The organism is Thalassobaculum salexigens DSM 19539 (genome assembly GCF_000423805.1).
Lineage (GTDB): Bacteria > Pseudomonadota > Alphaproteobacteria > Thalassobaculales > Thalassobaculaceae > Thalassobaculum > Thalassobaculum litoreum.
On sequence record NZ_KE384095.1, the window covers coordinates 414,398 to 434,392 of the forward strand.

Consider the following 19,995-nt stretch of genomic DNA (forward strand, 5'->3'; position numbering starts at 1 on the left):
AACAGGGAGGACATCCCATGGTAAAAGCCATCCGCATGCACGAACAGGGCGGCCCCGAGGTCATGAAGCTCGAGGACGTCGACCTGCCCAAGCCGGACGCCGGCCAGATCCAGATCAAGCACAGCGTCATCGGCCTGAACTATATCGACACCTATCACCGCTCGGGCCTGTATCCCCTGCCCCTGCCCTCGGGCATCGGCATGGAGGCCTCCGGCACCGTCGAGGCGCTCGGTGACGGCGTGACCGATTTCGCGATCGGCGACCGGGTGGCCTACGCCGCCCCGCCGCCGGGATCCTATGCCGAGGCCCGGAACCTGGAAGCGACCAAGGTGGTCAAGGTGCCGGACTCGGTCGACGACAAGCTCGCCGCCGCGATGATGCTCCAGGGCATGACGGTGCAGTACCTGATCCGGCAGATCTACAAGGTCGGTCCGGGCGACACGATCCTGATCCATGCCGCCGCCGGCGGTGTCGGCCTGATCCTGTGCCAGTGGGCCAAGCACCTGGGTGCCACGGTCATCGGCACGGTCAGCTCCGACGAAAAGGCGGCGCTGGCCAAGAAGAACGGCTGCGACCATCCGATCATCTATACCCGCGAGAACTTCGTGGAGCGGGTGATCGAGATCACCGACGGCAAGAAGGTGCCCGTGGTCTATGACAGCATCGGCAAGGACACCTGGCCGGCCAGCCTGGACTGCATCGCGCCCACCGGCATGATGGTGAGCTTCGGCCAGGCTTCCGGTCCGATCGCGCCTGTCGATCTCGGCATCTTCGCCGCCAAGGGCTCGCTGAAGTTCACCCGGCCGACCCTGATGACCTACACGGCCACCAAGGAACTGCTCGCCGCCTCCGCGGCCGATCTGTTCGACGTGGTCGGCAAAGGCGTGGTCAGCGTTTCGATCAACCAGGAATACGCCCTGGCCGACGCGGTCCAGGCGCATATCGACCTGGAAGGCCGCAAGACCACCGGATCGACCGTTCTGCTGCCGTAACAACAGAGCCATGTTTCACGTGAAACATGGTGGGACAGGCAGTTAGCCGGCCCCCTCATACGCCACCGCCATCCTGGCGGTGGCGGTCAGGGGCAAACCCTGCATCCCCTACAATCCGTCTCCACACCCTCTCCGCCTCGGCCCGCTGGCGGTCTCGCGGCGATCGCGATAGCGTGGCGCCCATGATGACCCGCGACTCCTTCAATGCCTTCTGCGCCTCCCTGCCCGCCACGTTCCAGGTCGTGCAATGGGGCGGCTCGACGGTGTGGAAGGTCGGCAACGCCGAGCAGAGCAAGGTCTTCGCCATCGCCGGATTGGGCAATGGGAGCCAGCCGGGCTACACCTTCAAGGTCTCGCCCATCGCCTATGAGATGCTGCGCGAGGAACCGGGGCTGCGCCCGGCGCCGTATCTGGCCTCCCGTGGCATGAAATGGATCCAGCAGTACGAGGACCCCGGCCTCGGGGAGGCCGACCTGAAGGCCTATCTGGCGGAATCCCACCGGCTGGCGTCCCGCAACCTCACGAAGAAACTGCAGCGCGCGCTCGGCCTGAATCAGGACTGATCGTCAGCCCGCGGCGGCGGAGCCCGCCGGCGGGACGGCGTTGGGGTTGACGCCGACCGGCAGCAGCAGCCACATCCGGCCGCTGGCCGCCATCGCCCCGGCCTTGTCCCCGGCCGCCGCGCCGGAACCCCAGAAGAAGTCTCCGCGGATCGGACCGCGGATCGCGCCGCCGGTATCCTGGGCGACCATCAGACGGCGCAGCCCACCATCGTCCCCGTAGTCGATATCGACCCAGATCGGCACGCCGAGCGCATGCTTGGTGCGGTCGACGGCGAGCGAGCGCTGGGCGGTCAGGGCCACCCCCTGGGCGCCGATCGGGCCGTCGCCGGTCAGTTCGCGGAAGAAGATGTACGAGGGATTGAGGTTCATCACCGCCTGCATCTGACCCGGATGGGCCTCCAGCCAGGTGCGGATCGCCTGCATCGACATCTCTTCCTTGGGGACATGCCCCTCGCCGATCAGGTGGCGGCCGATGGGGAAGTAGATGTGGCCGTTATGCCCGTCATAGCCCACCCGGGTGCGGGTGCCGTCGGGCAGGCGGATCAGGCCGGAGCCCTGGATATGCAGGAAGAAAGCGTCGATCGGGTCGGCCAGCCAGAAGATCGGCTGCACCTTACCGTCGAGCGCGCCGGTATCGATCTCGGCCCGGCTGTCGTAAGGCTTGAGCCGGAACCCCTCGAGCCGACCGGCGATCCGTTCGCCCTTCATGCTCTCGCGGAAATCGCCCAGATCGACCAGCACCAGGTCGCCCGGCCGCGGATAGAGCGGCACGCCATAGGTCGCGTCCGGTCGCCGCGCCCCGCGCAGCTCCGGCTCGTAATAGCCGGTGAACAGATCGTCCTTCGGCACGGCGTCGGAGGCCCGCCAGACTGTGAACTGCTCCTCGAACACGGCGCGCGCCGCGGCGGTGTCGCCGGGCGTGAGCCGTTCCATCGCCGCGCAGGCGGCGCGCCAGTCGCCGATGGTGCCGAAACGGGGACCAGGAGTCAGCGGCTTGGCGTCCTCGCCGCGCAGCATCCGGGAACAGGACCGGCGCATGGCCGGCACCGCGGCGGCCACGTCGTCTTCGGTCCAGCCCGGCAGGTCGGAGAAGCCGGCACGCGCCAGCAGCAGCGTCCCACCATCGGCGGTCTCGGGCGGTTGATCGGCCGAGCATGCGGCAAGGACACCCAGCAGCAGCGAGGCCGCAAGCGCCCGGAGGCGAGGTTTATTCCTCGGGGACACGGGCGGCGACCAGCTCCCAATTCGGATCGCTGGACCGGACGTCGCGCTCGAAGGTCCAGATGTCGGTGAGGACTTCGATCTTGTCGGGATCGCCGTCGACCACCGTTCCCGCCGCGTCGCGGGTCACCTTGACCTGCTCGGTGACAAATTCGACGGTCACCCGGGCCTCGTGGCCATCCAGCTCGGCGCCGGTGATCTCGACGGAACGGAAGCTGACGATGGTGGTTTCCTGAGTCTCGTTGGCCTGTTCCCGCTCCTCGATCGCCTGGACGAACCCGCCATAGAGCGGGCCGGAGATCAGGGATTTGAGGGTGTCGACGTCGCCGGCGGCATAGGCCTGGACGATCATCTCGAACGCGCCGCGGGCGCCGCCGACGAATTCCTTATCGTCGAAGCTGTCGTCGGCCAGCTTGATGCGCATCAGGCTGGCGGTCAGCGGATCCCGCTCGTCGATGTCGTCCGGCTCCTTGGCGGCGCGGTCGGGCAGCGGAATGATATTGTCCTGCTCGCTCTCATTGGCGGCCGGCGGAGCGCTGAACGGATCCGGCCGCTGCTTCTCGTTGCCGGTACGCCGGCCGAGAACGCTGCGCAGCTTTAAGATCAAAAACCCGGCGATCATCGCGTAGAGGATGATTTCGAAGAGTGGAAAACTGGATCCCATACCTGTTGCGCCCTCCGGGTGGACCGAGCCGCACCCGCCCGTTTAGAGTGCCCGCCCCGGACAGCGGTCGCCACGGCGGTCGCGGCGCCGGTGCATCCATGTGGATGCGGGCATCGCTTCGACGGCCATCGGGATTGCATCCCGACGCCTTCGGTGTAGATAGGGCCTTGATATCCGAAGGGCAAGCATGGGCTTAGTCATTCTCCTGATTCTGATCGGCGTGCCGACGGTGGAACTCTGGCTTCTCATCGAAGTCGGCGGTGAAATCGGCGCCGCGGCGACCATCGCGCTCATCATTCTGACCGCCGTGCTGGGCACGGTGCTGTTCAGAATTCAGGGTCTCGCCACCCTGGAACGGCTGCGCGGCCATATCGATCGGGGCGAAACGCCGGCCGTGGAGGCCGTCTCCGGCTTTGGCCTGCTGTTCGCCGGTCTTCTGCTGCTGATCCCGGGTTTCGCGACCGACGCGCTCGGGTTTCTGCTGTTCATCCCGCCCCTGCGACGCTGGCTGGCCGGGATGATCATCGCCTATCTCGTCGCGCGCGGCGGCACGACGGTGTTCGTCAACCTGCGCGGCGGCGGGTTTGGGGGCCGAGGACCCGGTGGCGGACCCGGCGGCGCACCTGGTGGGAGACCTGGCGGCGGACGCGCACCGGGCGGTCGCGGTGACATCATCGAGGGCGAGTACGAAGACCTCTCCGACCGCCCGACGCAGGACGAAAGTTCGCCCGACGACACCCCGTCCGGCGAAGCCGGATCCGACAGCGTCCGGCCGACCCTCGACCGGCCCCGGGACTGACCGGCCATGTATCTGCTGCGTCACGGAGAGAGCGAGTTCAACGTCCACTTCTCCAAGACCCGGGTCGACCCGGGCATCGAGGATCCGGCTCTGACCGAGTCCGGCCGGGTCCAGGCCGCCGCCGCCGCCGACCGGCTTGAGGGACGGCCGATCAGCCGGGTGGTGGCGAGCCCCTACCGGCGCGCCCTGCAGACTGCGGAGATCGTCGCCGGCCGGCTCGGCCTGCCCATCGAGATCGAGCCACTGGTGCGCGAGCGATGCTGGTTCGTCTGCGATATCGGCACCCCGGCCTCCCGTCTGCGTGTCGACTGGCCCGCCATCGCCTTCGGCGATCTGCCGGAGCAGTGGTGGCCGGCCGGCGGAGAGAACGAGGAGGAGCTCGGGCTGCGCTGCTCCGCGTTCCGCGAGAAGCTGAATGCCGCGGAGCGCTGGGACGACACGGTTTTCGTCACCCATTGGGCCTTCATCCGCGGCCTGACGGGCATGACGGTGCCGAACGGAACGCTCCTGTCGCTGGACCGGTCGCTGGCCGCCACTATTGTCCACACCTCGCAGTCGTGTTAGCGAAGCCGCAACCATTCTGTCCGCTGGCGGACGCTAGACCCGGGATACCTCATGTCCGACACCCCTCTCGCCACCGAGCCCCAGCCGATGCAGGCCACGTCGATGCCGCTGCAGATCAACGCGCAGTACATCAAGGACTTCTCCTTCGAGAATCCGCGCGCGCCCTCCAGCCTGCGTCCGCAGAGCTCGCAGCCGCGGATAGACGTGAATGTCGACGTCCAGGCGTCCAAGGTGTCAAAGGACGACGAACTCTTCGAGGTGGTCCTGAAGATCACCGCCACCGCAAAGGTTGAAGAGGATCCGCTGTTTCTCGCGGATCTGACCTATGCCGGCCTGTTCAAGCTTCAGGCCATGGACGAGGACTCGCTGCACGCGGTGCTGCTTGTGGAATGCCCGCGCCTGCTGTTCCCCTTCGCCCGGGCGATCGTGGCCGACGCCACCCGCGACGGCGGCTTCCCGCCGCTGCTGATCCAGCCGGTTGACTTCGCGTCGATGTACCGCCAGAGCAAGGAATCCTCGATCGGCGCGCCGGTGGCCTCGGCCTGACGGGGCCTGACCGGCCGCGCCACTTACTCGGCGGCGCCGCCGCTCCAGATCGGGTTCTTGATCCTCTCCAGGAAGGCGGCATGCGCCGCCGCCTCCTCCGCGCTCGGGGCGTGGGGCCGGGGTTCCCGGTAGACCCGCTCGATCTTCTCGACGGTCTTGGGCGCTCCTCCGGAAGCCGAGCCCCCTTTGCTGTCCTCCGCCGGCGGCGCCATCAGATCCGGCTGACGCCCGCCGATCAGCTCCAGATAGACCGAGGCCAGCAGATCGGCGTCGATCAGCGCCCCGTGCAGCGTCCGGTTCGAGTTGTCGATCTCGAAACGACGGCACAGGGCGTCCAGGCTGACCTGCGCACCCGGATACTTGCGGCGCGCGAGCGCCACCGTATCCAGGGCGCGGTCCATCGGGATCGGCGCCCGGCCGAGAAGCTGCAGCTCCTTGTTCAGGAACTTCATGTCGAAGCTGGCGTTGTGGATCACCAGGGTCGCGTCGCCCAGGAACTCCATCACCTCGTCCACCAGGACGCCGAAGGTCGGATGGCCTGAGAGAAACTCCGCCGACAGGCCGTGCACCCGGAAGGCTTCCTCCGGCATGTCGCGTTCGGGGTTGAAGTAATGGTGCAGCGTGCGGCCGGTCGGTACGTGGTTGATCAGCTCCAGGCAGCCGATCTCTACGACCCGGTCCCCTGTCTCGGGGTCCAGGCCCGTCGTCTCCGTATCGAGCACGATTTCCCGCATGCGATCCTCTTTCCGTAGGCTGGGTCCCGCCGGAGCCCGGCCACAAGCCGTTTGACCGACCGCATGGTAAAGGCCCGGCCGAGCCCGGTGGGGATCACCCGGTCGGCCCGGCGGCGCTTCTCCGCGTCCGGCATTTGCTTCGCAAGGATACTTGCCAGGCGCCCGTCCGTCATCCCGGGCCTGGCCAGAACCCGCTGGCGCTGGATGAATCCGGGCGCGCTGACCACGGCGACCAGGTCGCACAGCCGATGACTGTTGCCCTCCAGGAGCAAGGGCACGTCCAGCACCACGATGGACCGCCGATGCCGGCGCGACAGGCTCAGGAAGCGCCGCGTCCGCGCCCCCACCATCGGGTGGACGATCGATTCAAGCCGGCGCAGGGCCGCGGCATCCCCGAACACCCGCGCGCCGAGCGCGGCCCGGTCGACCGCCCCGTCCCGCACCACGTCGGGAAACGCCGACGCGATGGCGGCCACCGCCTCACCGCCCCGGCGCATCGTCGCATGAACGGCGGCGTCGGAATCATGCAGCGGAACGCCGAGCCGCCGGAACATGGTCGCCGTCGTGCTCTTGCCCATGCCGATCGAGCCGGTCAGGCCGATGACGATCATCGCGCCAGCACACCGTGGGTCCGCAGATACTCGAGCAGCTGGAGCAGCGGCAATCCCAGCACGGTGAAATAGTCGCCCTCGACCCCGGTGAACAGCTGCGCGCCGAGGCCTTCCAACTGATAGGCGCCGACCGAGGCGAAGACGTCCTCGCCGACGACATCCAGATATTGGTCGATGAACCCGTCGGAGAGCGGGCGCATCCGCATGGTCACGCTGTCCATCGCGTGCCAGATCCGGCTGCCGGCCCGGGCCACGACCACAGCCGTCACCAGGCGATGGGTCTTGCCGGAGAGGGCCTTCAGCGTGGCCTGGGCATGGTCGCGATCCACCGGCTTCTCGAACCACACGCCGCCGCAATCCAGCATCTGGTCCGAGCCGATGACCAGGGCGTCGGGATGTTTCCGCGAGATCGCGATGGCCTTCAGTTCGGCCAGGACGGTGGCCACGTCCTCGGTGGTCGCGTTCTCCGCACGCAGGGAGTCCCGCACCGATCCCTCGTCCACGCCGGGTACGTCGATCGAGAACGGCACCCCGGCATTGCGCAAGAGCTCGGCACGGAACCGGCTGCCCGAGGCGAGCACCACCGGCACCGATCCGGCGGACGCTCCGAGCAGGGTCGGACCCAGCGCCTCAGACATTGCCGGTCTCCCGCGCTTCAAGGTGCTGCAGCACCGCCGCGGACGTCTCCTCGATCGATCGACGGGTGACGTCGATCACCGGCCAGCCGTTCTTCACGAACATGCGGCGGGCTTCCGCCACCTCCTTGCGCACCTGCTCCATCGCCACGTAGTCGGTCTCCTCGCGCTGCTTGAGCATCAGCACCCGGTTGCGCCGGACCTGGATCAGCCGGGCCGGGTCGGTGGTGAAGGCGACCACCAGCGGCCGCTTCAGATGAAAGATCTCGTCCGGCGGCGGCACGTCCGGGACGATCGGCACGTTCGCCGTCTTGTAGCCGCGGTTGGCCAGATACAGCGAGGTCGGCGTCTTCGACGTGCGCGACACCCCGAGGATGACAATATCCGCCTCCTCCAGGTCGTGGACCTGCTGGCCGTCGTCATGGGCCAGGGTGAAGTCCATCGCCTCGATGCGGTTGAAATAGGCGGCGTCCATCTCGTGCTGGCGGCCCGGGCGGGGATGGGATTCCCGCCCCATGTAGTTGGCCAGGGTCATCACGATCGGGTCGAGCACCGGCAGGCACGGCACCTCGATCCGCCGACAGGCCTCCTCCAGCCGCCGGCGCAGGTCCGGATCGACCAGGGTGAACAGCACCGGCCCCGGATTGGCCTCCACCCCGGCGATCACCTTGTCGAGATAGCTGCCGGTGCGCACCAGCGACCAGACATGCTCCTTCGCGCGCACATCCTCGAACTGCACCAGGCAGGCGCGGGCGATCTGGTGATTGGTCTCGCCGGTGGCGTCGGACACCAGATGCAGGTGGAGAATATCGGTCGAACTCATCCACCGACACCCTGGGGAGAACTGCCGCGAGCAGGGGGATAAGTCGGGCCGAAACCGACGGCGTCGAAATTGCTCAAGGATCACCTCGATTCACTGCCCCCGCTTGTCCGGGGGTGGACAAGTTTATCGGGGCGACGGGACAACGTCACCGTCCGCACACTTGACCAGACTGTCCCCGTTATCCCCATGATTCAATTCCGCCGTCACGGCCAGGGTAGCCGCGGCACAGCGCGGGCCTGTCACCGGATCGCTCCCCATGGGCCGGAGCGGAATCACGTCGCCGACAAGTCTGTGGATGAGCGGTGGACCGGATTTGATCCCCAGGTTTCCACCCCCCAACCACTTCAACTCCCTATCTTTTAAAAAGAGTAATGAGGTAGAGAAGTTGTGCAGAACGTGAGGGAGCGAAGCATGTCGGGCATCCCGTTGTTGGACACGCTGAACGGTCGGGTCGGATCGCCGCCGCCGGTCTGGCTGATGCGCCAGGCCGGGCGCTATCTGCCCGAGTACAAGGAAACCCGGAAACTGGCCGGCGGTTTCGTCGATCTGTGCCTGAATCCGGAACTGGCCTGCGAAGTGACGATGCAGCCGATCAGGCGCTTCGGCTTCGATGCGGCGATCCTGTTCTCCGATATCCTGATCGTGCCCTATGGGGTCGGCCGGCGCCTGGAGTTCGTAGAAGGCCGCGGACCGGTCCTCGATCCGATCGAGAGCGAGGCCGAGATCCCGCCGTTCGACGCTGATGCGTTCCACGCCAAGGTCGGCAATGTGTACGAGACCGTCGCCCGTCTCCATGAAGCGCTCCCGAAGGAGGTGGCGCTGATCGGTTTCGCCGGCAGCCCCTGGACCGTCGCCTCCTACATGGTCGAGGGCGGCAGCAGCCGCGACTACGCGAAGCTCAAAGGCTGGGCCTATGGCCGTCCGGAGGGCTTCGCCAAGCTGATGGACCTCCTGGTCGACGCCACCGTGGCCTATCTGGACCGCCAGGTGGCCGCCGGCGCCCAGGTGGTGAAGCTGTTCGACAGCTGGGCCGGGGCGGCGCCGGAGAGCGTCTTCCGCCACGCGGTGGTCGAGCCGACGGCCGAGATCGTGCGCCGGCTGAAGGCGCTGCATCCCGAGGTCAAGGTGATCGGCTTCGCCCGCGGCGCCGGGGCGATGACCCGTGACTATGCGGCAGCCACCGGGATCGACGCGCTGGCGCTGGACAGCGCCATCCCGCTGGCCATGGCCTGCGCGCTCCAGGCCGAACTGCCGGTGCAGGGCAACCTCGATCCGATCGCCCTGGTCACGGGCGGCGACGCGCTGAGGTCGGAAACCGACCGCATCCTGGAGGCGCTGTCCGGCGGGCCGTTCATCTTCAACCTGGGCCACGGGATCGTGCCGCAGACCCCGCCGGAGCATGTGACGGCCCTGCTCAAGCAGATCCGGGGCTGAGCGGCCATGGACTGGTACGGCATCGTCAAGGCGCTGCACGTGATCAGCGTCATCTCCTGGATGGCGGGGCTGCTCTATCTGCCCCGGCTGTTCGTCTATCACGCGTCGGAACCGCCCGGCTCGGTCACCTCGGAGACCTTCAAGGTCATGGAGCGCCGGCTGTACCGGGCGATCATGAACCCGGCGATGATGGCGACCTGGGTGTTCGGCCTGGCCATGCTCTGGATGACCCCGGGCTGGCTCGAGGACGGCTGGATGCACGCGAAGCTGTTCCTGGTCCTCGTGCTCACCGCGACGCACCACATGATGGGGCGGTGGCGCAAGGCCTTCGCGGCCGACGAGAACGGAAATTCGACGCGGTTCTACCGAATCGCCAACGAAATCCCCACGTTACTCATGGTCGTCGTGGTCTTCCTGGTGATCACGAAACCGTTTTAAGACCTGTCGTACGGTTAACGGCGTTGACACCGTCCGGTGGGTCGGGTAAGGCCTGTTTCCGGTCGCCGGCCGCGACCGCTTTTCTCCGGAACATTGCATGTGTTGCAGACGGCCCCCGTATGGACGGGCCCATGGGTAAAACGAAAACCCTTTGCGTCGGGCGCGTTCCGGTCCCTTCCCTGAAGGCAATCCACAGCAGATGAATCTTCAAGAACTCAAAGCGAAAACCCCCGCCGATCTCCTCGCCTACGCCGAGGAGCTTGAAGTCGAGAACGCGAGCACGCTGCGCAAGCAGGACATGATGTTCGCGATCCTCAAGCAGTTGGCGGAAAACGACGTTCCGATCTCCGGCCAGGGCGTGCTCGAGATCCTGCCCGACGGGTTCGGCTTCCTGCGCGCGCCGGAATCCAACTACCTGCCGGGACCGGACGACATCTACGTCTCGCCGAGCCAGGTGCGCCGTTTCGGGCTGCGGACCGGCGACACGGTCGAGGGCCAGATCCGCGCGCCGAAGGACGGCGAGCGGTACTTCGCCCTGCTCAAGGTGAACCAGATCAACTTCGAGGATCCCGAAGCGGTCCGTCACCGGATCAACTTCGACAACCTCACGCCCCTGTTCCCGAACGAGAAGCTGAAGCTCGAGCCCGACTTCAAGCCGGAGAACAAGGACTTCACCTCCCGGGTGATCGATCTGATCGCGCCGCTCGGCAAGGGCCAGCGCGCGCTGATGGTGGCGCCGCCGCGCACCGGTAAGACGGTGATGCTGCAGAACGTCGCCCACGCCATCTCTCAGGGCAATCCGGAGGTCTACCTCATCGTGCTGCTGATCGACGAGCGGCCGGAGGAAGTGACCGACATGGTGCGCTCGGTGAAGGGCGAGGTGATCTCCTCCACCTTCGACGAGCCGGCCTCGCGCCACGTGCAGGTCACCGAGATGGTGATCGAGAAGGCCAAGCGCCTGGTCGAGCACAAGCGCGACGTGGTCATCCTGCTGGACTCCATCACCCGCCTGGCCCGCGCCTACAACACCGTGGTGCCGTCCTCGGGCAAGGTGCTGACCGGTGGTGTCGACGCCAACGCCCTGCAGCGTCCCAAGCGCTTCTTCGGCGCGGCCCGCAACATCGAGGAGGGCGGCTCGCTGACGATCATCGCGACCGCGCTGATCGATACCGGCTCGCGCATGGACGAGGTCATCTTCGAGGAGTTCAAGGGTACCGGTAACTCCGAGGTCATCCTCGACCGCAAGCTGTCCGACAAGCGCACCTTCCCGGCGATCGACATCACCAAGTCGGGTACGCGTAAGGAAGAGCTGCTGGTGGACAAGGCGACCCTGTCGAAGATGTGGGTCCTGCGCCGGATCCTCATGCAGATGGGCACGGTCGACGGCATGGAGTTCCTGCTCGACAAGCTCAAGCATTCCAAGACCAACCAGGATTTCTTCGACCAGATGAATTCCTGAGGGACGGGGAAGCTCCGGCTTCCCCCGTCATGTCATACGCCCGCCGTCATCCTGCTGACCCCGGACCTGATCCGGGGCGGGATCATGAGTCGGGCGGATCGGACAGAATTCTGGAACGGGCCGGCCTTCGGGGTCGGCCTTTTTCGTGGCGATGACGGTCCCCTCCCCCTCCTCTCCCCCACTCCCCGGACTTGTTCCGGGGCCTACGCATGGCTCGGTACGGTCGCTAAGGAGCTATCCCCATCCGTCTCGACGGGTGAACACGTGCACCCCGGAACAAGTCCGGGGAGTGGAAGAAGAAGGCGATGCTGGTGTCGAGCCTCCCCGGCCGTCACTTGATCCGGAACCGGTTCCGCAGCCCGAGGCCGATCAGAAACAGGAAGATCAGCCCGAAGACCCCTTCCACCGCGCTGATCGTGTAGAGGGTGGTGAGGCAGTCGAGGTGGCCGACATCGGTTTCCGGCGTCGGGCAGAGGCCTTTGGTCATGATCTCCCGGCCAAGGACCACCTGCCCGGCGAAGGGAACGACATTGACGCCGGTGGCGACCGCGGAAACCCACAGGGATGTGGCGGCAGGTGCGGCGGACCAGAACGTGCTGAACGCCAGTCCGACGGTCAGCAGGAGCCATCCTAACGGGCGCAGCACGCTCTGCCCGAAGTCCGAGAACCAACCATACGCGAAATTCAGGACGAGACCCGGCCAGTGGCGCGGATCGGCCAGCTTGAGCGTATGGAACCGCTTTGCCTTTGTTTCCAGGGCAAAGAGCCGGAGTTCCAGCTCATGATCGTGGGTATCGGCAGCGAGCTGCTTCAGTCGCCGGAACCTAGCTTCGCCATCCGGGATGTCGCATTTGCCCCAAACCCGGATCGAGCAAGGGTAACGGAAAGTAGATCCAAGAAACGACGGCGGTTGTGAAAAAGAAGTCGAGGTCAAGTCCGGTGGGATTTGGAAATCGATCTCTGCGAATAGTGCATGTCCATTGATATCTGCAGTTTGCGCATCCAAAGTACCCACTATCCGAGCCTGACTCATCCGCCAAATGGATTTCATCGTGGCCTTGATAAAGTAAGCTTCGGCCAAGAATTTGGCCGCGCCGAAGTCGGCATCTGCGGTGAACGTGGCCTCTCTGAAGCTGGCGTCTGTCATGAATGTAGTTCCGCCAAAAATCGCATCACCGGAGAATTGGGCCAAACCGAAGGAAGCGTTGTCGAAGAAATTGGCTATTCTGAAGTTCGCACTCGCATAAAATTTGGCTTTGCTAAAGTAGGCGGCGCCATAGAACTTAGCTGCGGTGAAGTACGTACCTTTAAAAAATTCTGAAGATTCGAAGTATGTGTCTGAAGGGAAAATAAATCCTCGAAAGTCAGCGACATCGATTCTCTCGTTTGAGAGAATGACATCGGTACGGTCCTCCGAAGGCTTCTCTAATTCTGCAGTAGCCCAGGTATTCCAGGCCTCTTTTCCCATCCGTGCGAGATATAGCCAGCGGCTCCGTGCGGCTAGCTTGAACGGGTTGGTCTCGTCGTCGTGCGGTGTGAAATCAGCCATCCATGCAATCTATGGGAAACCCTTCTCTCGCGACAAGCAGGGTGCTGCCCCAGCTCCCCCTCACTTCGAGGCCAGTGACATTGCAATCCGGTAAGTTTGTGCGGGCGTCTTCACAAAATCCGCGATGTCCTCTAAGTGGCAGGGATCGCCCCGGACCAAGTCCGGGGAGTGAGGGAAGGGGGAGGGTGCCGCGCAGGCATGCCGCACATCCCCAACACCGCCGCCGCACCTTGTCGCTCCCCCGCCCCCGTGATAGCTCAAAGGCTTGACCGTTCACCGCCTGCGAAGGGGCGTCGATGGCCCATCCCCAGCCGCCTGAGTCCGATCCGCAAAGCCCGTCCGCCCCAACGGCGCCGGCCAAATCCCCGCGGGTCGGGCTGTTCGTCACCTGCCTGGTCGACATGTTCCGGCCGTCCATCGGCTTCGCCACCCTCAAGCTGCTGGAGGATGCCGGCTGCACCGTCGTCGTGCCGGCGGCCCAGACCTGCTGCGGCCAGCCGGCCTTCAACTCCGGCGACAACAAGGACACCCGCGCCGTCGCCACCCAGGTTGTGGAAGCCTTCGAGGGGCTGGACTATGTGGTCGCCCCGTCCGGCTCCTGCGCCGGCATGATCCGCGAGCATTACCCGGAGCTGTTCGCCGACGACCCGGCCATGGCCCAGCGCGCCCAGCACGTGGCCAAGCGGACCTACGAGCTGACCTCCTTCCTGGTCGACGTGCTCGGCGTCACCAAGGTCGATGCGGCGATGGCCGGCACCGTCACCTATCACGACAGCTGCTCCGGCCTGCGCGAGCTGGAGGTGAAGGTCCAGCCGCGCCGCCTGCTCGCCGGGGTCAGCGGCCTGTCGCTCACCGAACTGCCGGGGGCGGAGGTGTGCTGCGGCTTCGGCGGCACCTTCTGCGTCAAATACCCGGAGATCTCCGACAAGATGGTCACCAACAAGGCCGAGGAGATCGTCGCCACCGGCGCCGACACCCTGCTGGCCGGCGACCTGGGCTGCCTGCTGAACATGGCCGGCAAGCTGAAGCGCCTGGGGGCCGAGACCAAGGTGCGCCACGTGGCCGAGGTGCTGGCCGGGATGACCGACACGCCCGCCATCGGTGACCCCGCCGCCTCCCTGCCCAACAAGGAGCGCTGAGCCATGCAGTCCACGTCCAGGAACTTCAAGGACAACGCCCACAAGGCGCTGAACGACGCCACCCTGCAGCGGGCGTTGCTGAACGTGAAGTCCGGCTTCCAGGAGAACCGGGCGCGCACGGTCGCCGGCCTGCCGGAATTCGAGCGGCTCCGCGATGCCGGCCGCGACATCAAGAACCACGTGCTGGCGAACCTGGATTTCTACCTGGAGCGGTTCGAGGAGAACGTCACCGCCAATGGCGGCCACGTGCACTGGTGCCGCACCCCGGCCGAGGCCCGCGAAAAGATCCTGGAGATCTGCAAGCGGCGGGAAGCCAAAACCGTCACCAAGGGCAAGTCCATGGTGGCCGAGGAGATCGGCCTCAACGACTACCTGGAGGAGAACGGCGTCGAGCCGATCGAGACTGATCTGGGCGAGTACATCATCCAGCTCCGCCACGAGCCGCCGAGCCACATCATCGCGCCGGCGATCCACGTGACCCGCGAGCAGATCGCCGAGGATTTCCGCCGCGAGCACAAGGACCTCGATCCGGACCGCCGGCTGGAGGAGCCCCGCGACTTCACCGACGAGGCGCGCGCCAAGCTGCGCGACCGGTACTTCGCCGCCGATGTCGGCATCACCGGCGCCAATTTCCTCATCGCCGAGACCGGCTCGACGGTCATCGTGACCAACGAAGGCAACGGCGACATGACCCAGCTGCTGGGCAAGGCCCATGTGGTCATCGCCAGCCTGGAGAAGATCGTCCCCACCCTGGAGGATGCCTCCACCATCCTGCGCCTGCTGGCCCGCTCGGCGACGGGACAGGAGATGTCGGTCTATACCTCCTTCTCCACCGGACCGAAGCGGTCGGAGGACAGGGATGGGCCGGAGGAATTCCACGTCGTCCTGCTGGACAACGGCCGCAGCGCCATGCTGGGCACCGAGTTCCAGGACATGCTGCGCTGCATCCGCTGTGCCGCCTGCATGAACCACTGTCCGGTCTATGCCGCGGTCGGCGGCCATGCCTATGGCTGGGTCTATCCGGGGCCGATGGGGTCGGTGCTCACCCCGTCGCTGATCGGGGTGGAGGAAGCCGGCCACCTGCCGAACGCCTCCACCTTCTGCGGACGCTGCGAGAGCGTGTGCCCGATGCGCATCCCGCTACCGAAGATGATGCGTCACTACCGCCAGCGCGAATTCGAAAAAGGCCTTTCACCTCAGAAGGCTAGAGTAGGGCTGTCGGTATGGTCCTACTTCGCTACGCGTCCGAAGCTGTACCGGCTCGCCACCCGGCTGGCGTCGGGGGTTCTGGGTCGGCTCGGGAAGGTTAACGGGCGGTTAACCAGTCTGCCGCTGGCCGGCGGCTGGACCTCCGTGCGGGACATGCCGGCCCCAGAGGGCAAGACGTTCCACGATCTCTATCGCGAACGGCAGGCGGCCAAGGGAGATCGGGCCAAGGGAGATCGGGCATGAGCGCGCGCGACGACATTCTCGGCTCGATCCGCAAGTCGCTCGGCCGCGAGGCGCTGTCCGGCGAGCCGGCGGCGCAGCTGCGTCAGCGCCTGGCCCAGCCGCAGCGCAACCTGATCCCGGACCGCACGGCCGGACGCGACACGGCCGGCCTCACGGCGCTGTTCGCCGACAAGGCGCGGGAGTTCGCCTGCACGGTCGACGAGGTGGACAGCCTGGACGCGGTGCCGGAGGCGGTGCGCGCCTATCTGTCCCGCGAGAACCTGCCGGCCCGCCTCGTGCAGGCCCCGGCGCTGTCGGACGGTCTGGACTGGTCGAAGACCCCGACCCTGGAGGTCAAGACCGGGACCTCCGACGGGTCGGAGGACACCAGCGTAACGCCCGTCTTCGCCGCGGTGGCCGAGACCGGCACCTTGATGCTGACTTCCGACGCGACCACGCCGACGGGGCTGAATTTCCTGCCGGAGAACCACATCGCCGTGCTGCGCCGCAGCCAGGTAGTCGGCCCGCTGGAGGACGCCTGGTCCAGGTTCCGCACCGCCCGGGCGAAGGCCGAGGGGGACGGTTTCACCATGCCGCGTACGGTGAACCTGATCACCGGGCCGTCGCGCACCGGCGATATCGAACAGAAGATTCAGATGGGCGCCCACGGGCCGCGTCGCCTGCACGTCATCATCGTCGCCGACTGAGGCGGGGACGGCCGGCGTGCGCAAACCCCGGCGGCCCACCACGGACGAACTGGATCTGTTCGGCAAGGTTCTCAAGGACGCGACGCGGATCGAGAGCGACCGGCACGCGGAACACGCAGTGGCTCCCGAACCGCTCCCGGAGCCGGTACCGGAAAAGCCCCCAACCCTGCAGAAACCTGCAGGACACAGCCGGGCGGCGACGGCGCCGCCGCCGCAGACGGTGCCGGAGATCGTTCCCTCGGATCTGCAGGACCACACCCATGGCGGCGCGCCGGGGATGGACCGGCGGCTGCAGCTGCGGCTGAAGCGGGGACAGCTGCCGATCGAGGCGCGGATCGACCTGCACGGCCTGTCGCGGGAGAAGGCGCATGTGGCGCTGAACGGCTTCCTCGCCCGTCAGGAGGCGCTGGGCCGTCGCTGCGTGCTGGTGATCACCGGCAAGGGGCGTCCGGACTGGCAGCGTCCGGCATGGGGCCACGAGGAACGCGAGATCGGCGTGATCCGCCGGGCCCTGCCGGGCTGGCTCGGCGACTATCCCAACAAGGAGCGCATCCTCGCCTTTACGCCGGCCCAGCCGCAGGACGGCGGCAAGGGCGCGTGGTACGTGCTGCTGCGCCGCCGCCGCGACCGTACCCGCGGCGGGATGGACGAGCTGTGACCCCGCTCGGCCGGCGCCTGCGCGATCTGCGCGAAGCCCGGGGCCTGACCCTGGCCGTCATGGCCGAGGGTCTGGGCGTGTCGGCGGCCTATCTCTCCGCCGTCGAGCACGGCAAGCGGGCGCGGCCCCGCTCCGGCTTCCTGGAGCTGGTGAACGCCTGCCTGAACCTGGACTGGGAGGAGGCCGAGGAGCTGCGCCGCCTGTCGGAGATCTCCCGGCCGCGCGTGGTGCTGGACACCGGCGGTCTCAGCCCCAAGGCGACCGAACTGGCGAACCTGCTGGCGGTGCGGATCCGCGAGCTGGACGACAGCCGGATCGACACCCTGCTGGCCGAGCTGCGGGATCCGTAAGGCGACGGGAGGGCTCATTCCGATATCGGAATGAGCGGAATTTGCTAGAGAATGAACCGACTCAGGTCCGCGTTTTTCGCCAGTTCGCCGACGCGTTCCTGCACCATGGCGGCGTCCACCGTCACCGTCTGGCCGCCGCGGTCGGAGGCGGTATAGCTGACCTCCTCCAGCAGCTTCTCCAGCACCGTGTGCAGCCGCCGAGCGCCCAGGTTCTCCACGGTCCGGTTGATCTCCACCGCCATGTCGGCCAGCGCCTCGATGGCATCGTCGGTGAAGTCGAGGGTGACGTCCTCGGTGCCCATCAGCGCTTTGTACTGGGTCACCAGGCTGGCTTCCGGCTCGGTCAGGATGCGGCGGAAATCGTCGCGGGTGAGGGCCTGGAGCTCGACCCGGATCGGCAGGCGGCCCTGCAGTTCCGGCAGCAGGTCCGACGGCTTGGCCAGATGGAAGGCGCCCGACGCGATGAACAAGATGAAGTCGGTCTTCACCGCCCCGTGCTTGGTGGCGACGGTGGTGCCCTCGATCAGCGGCAGCAGGTCGCGCTGCACGCCCTCGCGGCTGACATCGCCGCTGCTGCGCTCCTCCGAGCGGGCGATCTTGTCGACCTCGTCCAGGAACACGATGCCGTTCTGCTCGACCAGCTCGATCGCCTCGCGGGTGACCGCCTCCTCGTCGAGCAGCTTGTCGGCCTCCTGGCGCACCAGGACCTCGTAGCTCTCCGGCACGCTCATCCGCTTGCGCTTGCTCTGGCCGCCGAAGGCCTTGCCCAGCATGTCGTTCAGGTTCATCACGCCGAGCTGGCCGCCGGGCATCCCGGGGATGTCGAAGGTCGGCATGCCCGGCGCTCCGCCGCCGCTGGTCACGTCGATCTCGATCTCGCGCTCGGCAAGCAGGCCCTCGCGCAGCATCTTGCGGAACTTCTGCCGGGTCTCCTGGCTGGCGCTGTCGCCGACCAGGGCGTCGATCACCCGCTCCTCGGCCTGCAGTTCGGCCTTGGCGTGGACCTCCTTGCGCATCCGCTCGCGGGTCATGGTGATGGCGGATTCCAACAGGTCGCGGATGATGGACTCCACGTCACGGCCGACATAGCCGACCTCGGTGAACTTGGTCGCCTCCACCTTCAGGAACGGCGCGTTCGCCAACTTGGCGAGCCGGCGGGCGATCTCGGTCTTGCCGACGCCGGTCGGGCCGATCATCAGGATGTTCTTCGGTAGGATCTCCTCGCGCAGGCCCTCGTCCAGCTGGCGGCGGCGCCATCGGTTGCGCAGGGCGATGGCGACGGCGCGCTTGGCGTCGTTCTGACCGATGATGAAGCGGTCGAGCTCGGAGACGATCTCTCGGGGGGAAAAGTCGGTCATAGGCCTTCGACGGTTACGTTGTCGTTGGTGTAGATGCAGATGTCGGCGGCGATCGCCATGGCGCGCCGGGCAATGGCCTCGGCGTCCATGTCGTCCCGGTCGGCGAGCGCCCGGGCGGCGGCGAGCGCGTAGGATCCGCCGGATCCGATGCCGATCAGCCCGTCCTCCGGCTCCAGCACGTCGCCGGTGCCGGTCAGCACCAGGGACACGTCGGCATCGACTACGGCCATCATCGCCTCCAGGCGGCGCAGGTAGCGGTCGGTGCGCCAGTCCTTGGCCAGCTCGACGCAGGCGCGGGTGAGCTGACCCGGATGCTGCTCCAGCTTGGCTTCCAGCCGCTCGAACAGGGTGAAGGCGTCGGCCGTGGCCCCGGCGAACCCGGCGATCACGTTGCCGCCGGACAGCCGGCGCACCTTGCGGGCGGTCGCCTTCATCACGGTGTTGCCGAACGTCACCTGCCCGTCGCCGGCGACGACGACGCGACCGCCCTTGCGCACGGCCAGGATCGTCGTGCCGTGCCACTGGGTCGGATCGTCACTCATGGGATTCTGCCTTATTCCGATGGTCAGGCGAATGTAATGTCCGGCGCGCGCGGTTCAAGCAAGTCTGGCGGGCCGGTCTGCCGGGCAAGTCTGCCGGGCAAGTCTGGCGGGCGCCTTAGACTGGCACCTGGCCGGCCTTCCTGCTAAACAGCCGCCATTCTCCAGGGAGGGTGGCATGGCCCGCACGGCGCGCGTGGAGCGCAACACCAATGAGACCCGCATTTCCGCTTCCGTCGACCTGGACGGATCGGGCGCCTATGACGTGGCGACCGGGATCGGCTTTCTCGACCATATGCTGGAGCAGCTGTCGCGCCATTCCCTGATCGACCTGACCGTGAAGGCCGAGGGCGATCTGCATATCGACGATCACCACACGGTGGAGGATTGCGGCTATGCGGTGGGCTCCGCCATCGCCCAGGCGCTGGGCGAGCGGCGTGGCATCACCCGCTACGGTTCCTGCCTGCTGCCGATGGACGAGGCGCTGACCCGGGTGGCGATCGATCTGTCGGGGCGGCCGTTCCTGTCGTGGGGCGTGGCGTTCCCGACCCAGAAGGTCGGCACCTTCGACACCGAACTGTTCAAGGAGTGGTTCCGCGCCTTCGCCCAGGCCTCGGGCGCCACCCTGCATGTGGACACCCTCAAGGGCGAGAACAGCCACCATATCGTGGAGACCTGTTTCAAGGGTCTCGCCCGCGCCCTGCGCGCGGCGGTGGAGATCGACCCGCGCAAGGCCGACGCCGTGCCGTCGACCAAGGGCGCGCTGCGGAGCGACTGAGGC

23 protein-coding genes are annotated in these 19,995 nt (G+C 66.7%); 14 read left to right on the top strand and 9 right to left on the bottom strand.

From position 1 onward, the window contains the following. Window positions 1-17: 17 nt before the first annotated feature. Window positions 18-992 (top strand): quinone oxidoreductase family protein, encoded by a 975-nt coding sequence (locus G578_RS0122310; protein WP_028796115.1) that lies wholly within the window; start codon window positions 18-20, stop codon window positions 990-992. A gap of 185 nt (window positions 993-1,177) precedes the next feature. Continuing rightward, window positions 1,178-1,555: an MmcQ/YjbR family DNA-binding protein gene (locus G578_RS0122315; RefSeq protein WP_028796116.1), complete on the top strand. Its 378-nt coding sequence runs from the start codon at window positions 1,178-1,180 to the stop codon at window positions 1,553-1,555. 3 nt (window positions 1,556-1,558) lie between these two features. Here G578_RS0122315 and mltA read toward each other — a convergent pair whose 3' ends face one another. Both mltA and G578_RS0122325 read right to left on the bottom strand, forming a co-directional pair. Further along, complete coding sequence (gene mltA, locus G578_RS0122320) at window positions 1,559-2,779, bottom strand: murein transglycosylase A (protein ID WP_028796117.1); 1,221 nt, start codon at window positions 2,777-2,779, stop codon at window positions 1,559-1,561. Further along, window positions 2,763-3,440, bottom strand: a complete 678-nt coding sequence (locus tag G578_RS0122325; protein ID WP_028796118.1) for a Tim44/TimA family putative adaptor protein — start codon at window positions 3,438-3,440, stop codon at window positions 2,763-2,765. The genes mltA and G578_RS0122325 overlap by 17 nt, the downstream gene beginning before the upstream one ends. 187 nt (window positions 3,441-3,627) lie before the next feature. On the opposite strand from G578_RS0122325, the gene G578_RS30075 reads away from it, so the two are divergent. Genes G578_RS30075 through secB form a run of 3 tightly spaced genes read left to right on the top strand, consistent with a single transcriptional unit; the run spans window position 3,628 to window position 5,349 of the window. Beyond that, a complete protein-coding gene (locus G578_RS30075) occupies window positions 3,628-4,239 on the top strand; it encodes an FxsA family protein (protein WP_051245172.1) in 612 nt (203 codons plus the stop codon). 6 nt (window positions 4,240-4,245) lie between these two features. Beyond that, entirely contained in the window at window positions 4,246-4,803 is a 558-nt protein-coding gene (locus tag G578_RS0122335; RefSeq protein WP_028796119.1) for a histidine phosphatase family protein, read from the top strand. A gap of 51 nt (window positions 4,804-4,854) precedes the next feature. Then, complete coding sequence (gene secB / locus G578_RS0122340) at window positions 4,855-5,349, top strand: protein-export chaperone SecB (protein ID WP_028796120.1); 495 nt, start codon at window positions 4,855-4,857, stop codon at window positions 5,347-5,349. 23 nt (window positions 5,350-5,372) lie between these two features. Here secB and dnaQ read toward each other — a convergent pair whose 3' ends face one another. Genes dnaQ through G578_RS0122360 form a run of 4 tightly spaced genes read right to left on the bottom strand, consistent with a single transcriptional unit; the run spans window position 5,373 to window position 8,152 of the window. Next, window positions 5,373-6,083, bottom strand: coding sequence for a DNA polymerase III subunit epsilon (dnaQ, locus tag G578_RS0122345; RefSeq protein ID WP_028796121.1), 711 nt, complete (start codon window positions 6,081-6,083; stop codon window positions 5,373-5,375). Continuing rightward, window positions 6,017-6,694: a dephospho-CoA kinase gene (gene coaE / locus G578_RS27750; protein WP_038015699.1), complete on the bottom strand. Its 678-nt coding sequence runs from the start codon at window positions 6,692-6,694 to the stop codon at window positions 6,017-6,019. The genes dnaQ and coaE overlap by 67 nt, the downstream gene beginning before the upstream one ends. Next, window positions 6,691-7,332, bottom strand: coding sequence for a Maf family protein (locus G578_RS0122355; protein WP_051245173.1), 642 nt, complete (start codon window positions 7,330-7,332; stop codon window positions 6,691-6,693). The genes coaE and G578_RS0122355 overlap by 4 nt, the downstream gene beginning before the upstream one ends. Further along, the gene (locus G578_RS0122360) at window positions 7,325-8,152 is read right to left on the bottom strand and encodes a pyruvate, water dikinase regulatory protein (protein ID WP_028796123.1); all 828 of its coding nucleotides are present in this window, start codon (window positions 8,150-8,152) and stop codon (window positions 7,325-7,327) included. The genes G578_RS0122355 and G578_RS0122360 overlap by 8 nt, the downstream gene beginning before the upstream one ends. 411 nt (window positions 8,153-8,563) lie before the next feature. Here G578_RS0122360 and hemE point away from each other — a divergent pair, with 411 nt between their 5' ends. The 3 genes from hemE to rho all read left to right on the top strand — a co-directional run bounded on the left by hemE (window position 8,564) and on the right by rho (window position 11,483). Next, window positions 8,564-9,586 (top strand): uroporphyrinogen decarboxylase, encoded by a 1,023-nt coding sequence (hemE, locus tag G578_RS0122365; RefSeq protein ID WP_028796124.1) that lies wholly within the window; start codon window positions 8,564-8,566, stop codon window positions 9,584-9,586. Window positions 9,587-9,592: 6 nt separating this feature from the next. Further along, on the top strand, window positions 9,593-10,024 hold the full coding sequence (gene hemJ, locus G578_RS0122370; protein ID WP_028796125.1) for a protoporphyrinogen oxidase HemJ: 432 nt from the start codon (window positions 9,593-9,595) through the stop codon (window positions 10,022-10,024). 199 nt (window positions 10,025-10,223) lie between these two features. Continuing rightward, window positions 10,224-11,483, top strand: coding sequence for a transcription termination factor Rho (rho, locus tag G578_RS0122375; protein WP_028796126.1), 1,260 nt, complete (start codon window positions 10,224-10,226; stop codon window positions 11,481-11,483). Between the two features lie 331 nt (window positions 11,484-11,814). Here the strand turns inward: rho and G578_RS0122380 are convergent, their stop codons facing one another. After that, window positions 11,815-13,032: a pentapeptide repeat-containing protein gene (locus tag G578_RS0122380; RefSeq protein ID WP_028796127.1), complete on the bottom strand. Its 1,218-nt coding sequence runs from the start codon at window positions 13,030-13,032 to the stop codon at window positions 11,815-11,817. A gap of 296 nt (window positions 13,033-13,328) precedes the next feature. Here G578_RS0122380 and G578_RS27755 point away from each other — a divergent pair, with 296 nt between their 5' ends. From G578_RS27755 to G578_RS0122405, 5 genes are read left to right on the top strand one after another with little or no spacing between them, the layout of a single operon-like run. Continuing rightward, window positions 13,329-14,171, top strand: coding sequence for a (Fe-S)-binding protein (locus tag G578_RS27755; RefSeq protein WP_084619120.1), 843 nt, complete (start codon window positions 13,329-13,331; stop codon window positions 14,169-14,171). Window positions 14,172-14,174: 3 nt separating this feature from the next. Then, entirely contained in the window at window positions 14,175-15,623 is a 1,449-nt protein-coding gene (locus G578_RS0122390) for a LutB/LldF family L-lactate oxidation iron-sulfur protein (RefSeq protein WP_028796128.1), read from the top strand. After that, window positions 15,620-16,309, top strand: coding sequence for a LutC/YkgG family protein (locus G578_RS0122395; protein WP_028796129.1), 690 nt, complete (start codon window positions 15,620-15,622; stop codon window positions 16,307-16,309). The genes G578_RS0122390 and G578_RS0122395 overlap by 4 nt, the downstream gene beginning before the upstream one ends. Window positions 16,310-16,325: 16 nt before the next feature. Then, window positions 16,326-16,967, top strand: a complete 642-nt coding sequence (locus G578_RS0122400) for a Smr/MutS family protein (RefSeq protein WP_028796130.1) — start codon at window positions 16,326-16,328, stop codon at window positions 16,965-16,967. Further along, window positions 16,964-17,317: a helix-turn-helix domain-containing protein gene (locus G578_RS0122405; RefSeq protein ID WP_028796131.1), complete on the top strand. Its 354-nt coding sequence runs from the start codon at window positions 16,964-16,966 to the stop codon at window positions 17,315-17,317. Before G578_RS0122400 ends, G578_RS0122405 begins: the two co-directional genes overlap by 4 nt. A gap of 44 nt (window positions 17,318-17,361) precedes the next feature. Here the strand turns inward: G578_RS0122405 and hslU are convergent, their stop codons facing one another. After that, on the bottom strand, window positions 17,362-18,675 hold the full coding sequence (gene hslU, locus G578_RS0122410; RefSeq protein WP_028796132.1) for an ATP-dependent protease ATPase subunit HslU: 1,314 nt from the start codon (window positions 18,673-18,675) through the stop codon (window positions 17,362-17,364). Next, window positions 18,672-19,217: an ATP-dependent protease subunit HslV gene (gene hslV / locus G578_RS0122415; protein WP_028796133.1), complete on the bottom strand. Its 546-nt coding sequence runs from the start codon at window positions 19,215-19,217 to the stop codon at window positions 18,672-18,674. The genes hslU and hslV overlap by 4 nt, the downstream gene beginning before the upstream one ends. A gap of 175 nt (window positions 19,218-19,392) precedes the next feature. Between hslV and hisB the strand changes: the two genes are divergently transcribed. After that, on the top strand, window positions 19,393-19,992 hold the full coding sequence (gene hisB / locus G578_RS0122420; RefSeq protein WP_028796134.1) for an imidazoleglycerol-phosphate dehydratase HisB: 600 nt from the start codon (window positions 19,393-19,395) through the stop codon (window positions 19,990-19,992). The last annotated feature ends 3 nt before the right edge of the window (window positions 19,993-19,995 follow it).

What these genes read in the sequence shown, in the direction of transcription:
- G578_RS0122310 (WP_028796115.1), top strand. Translation starts at nt 18, where the DNA reads ATGGTAAAAGCCATCCGCATGCACGAACAGGGCGGCCCCGAGGTCATG.
- G578_RS0122315 (WP_028796116.1), top strand. Translation starts at nt 1,178, where the DNA reads ATGACCCGCGACTCCTTCAATGCCTTCTGCGCCTCCCTGCCCGCCACG.
- G578_RS0122325 (WP_028796118.1), bottom strand. Translation starts at nt 3,440, where the DNA reads ATGGGATCCAGTTTTCCACTCTTCGAAATCATCCTCTACGCGATGATC.
- G578_RS30075 (WP_051245172.1), top strand. Translation starts at nt 3,628, where the DNA reads ATGGGCTTAGTCATTCTCCTGATTCTGATCGGCGTGCCGACGGTGGAA.
- G578_RS0122335 (WP_028796119.1), top strand. Translation starts at nt 4,246, where the DNA reads ATGTATCTGCTGCGTCACGGAGAGAGCGAGTTCAACGTCCACTTCTCC.
- secB (WP_028796120.1), top strand. Translation starts at nt 4,855, where the DNA reads ATGTCCGACACCCCTCTCGCCACCGAGCCCCAGCCGATGCAGGCCACG.
- dnaQ (WP_028796121.1), bottom strand. Translation starts at nt 6,083, where the DNA reads ATGCGGGAAATCGTGCTCGATACGGAGACGACGGGCCTGGACCCCGAG.
- coaE (WP_038015699.1), bottom strand. Translation starts at nt 6,694, where the DNA reads ATGATCGTCATCGGCCTGACCGGCTCGATCGGCATGGGCAAGAGCACG.
- G578_RS0122355 (WP_051245173.1), bottom strand. Translation starts at nt 7,332, where the DNA reads ATGTCTGAGGCGCTGGGTCCGACCCTGCTCGGAGCGTCCGCCGGATCG.
- G578_RS0122360 (WP_028796123.1), bottom strand. Translation starts at nt 8,152, where the DNA reads ATGAGTTCGACCGATATTCTCCACCTGCATCTGGTGTCCGACGCCACC.
- hemE (WP_028796124.1), top strand. Translation starts at nt 8,564, where the DNA reads ATGTCGGGCATCCCGTTGTTGGACACGCTGAACGGTCGGGTCGGATCG.
- hemJ (WP_028796125.1), top strand. Translation starts at nt 9,593, where the DNA reads ATGGACTGGTACGGCATCGTCAAGGCGCTGCACGTGATCAGCGTCATC.
- rho (WP_028796126.1), top strand. Translation starts at nt 10,224, where the DNA reads ATGAATCTTCAAGAACTCAAAGCGAAAACCCCCGCCGATCTCCTCGCC.
- G578_RS0122380 (WP_028796127.1), bottom strand. Translation starts at nt 13,032, where the DNA reads ATGGCTGATTTCACACCGCACGACGACGAGACCAACCCGTTCAAGCTA.
- G578_RS27755 (WP_084619120.1), top strand. Translation starts at nt 13,329, where the DNA reads ATGGCCCATCCCCAGCCGCCTGAGTCCGATCCGCAAAGCCCGTCCGCC.
- G578_RS0122390 (WP_028796128.1), top strand. Translation starts at nt 14,175, where the DNA reads ATGCAGTCCACGTCCAGGAACTTCAAGGACAACGCCCACAAGGCGCTG.
- G578_RS0122395 (WP_028796129.1), top strand. Translation starts at nt 15,620, where the DNA reads ATGAGCGCGCGCGACGACATTCTCGGCTCGATCCGCAAGTCGCTCGGC.
- hslU (WP_028796132.1), bottom strand. Translation starts at nt 18,675, where the DNA reads ATGACCGACTTTTCCCCCCGAGAGATCGTCTCCGAGCTCGACCGCTTC.
- hslV (WP_028796133.1), bottom strand. Translation starts at nt 19,217, where the DNA reads ATGAGTGACGATCCGACCCAGTGGCACGGCACGACGATCCTGGCCGTG.
- hisB (WP_028796134.1), top strand. Translation starts at nt 19,393, where the DNA reads ATGGCCCGCACGGCGCGCGTGGAGCGCAACACCAATGAGACCCGCATT.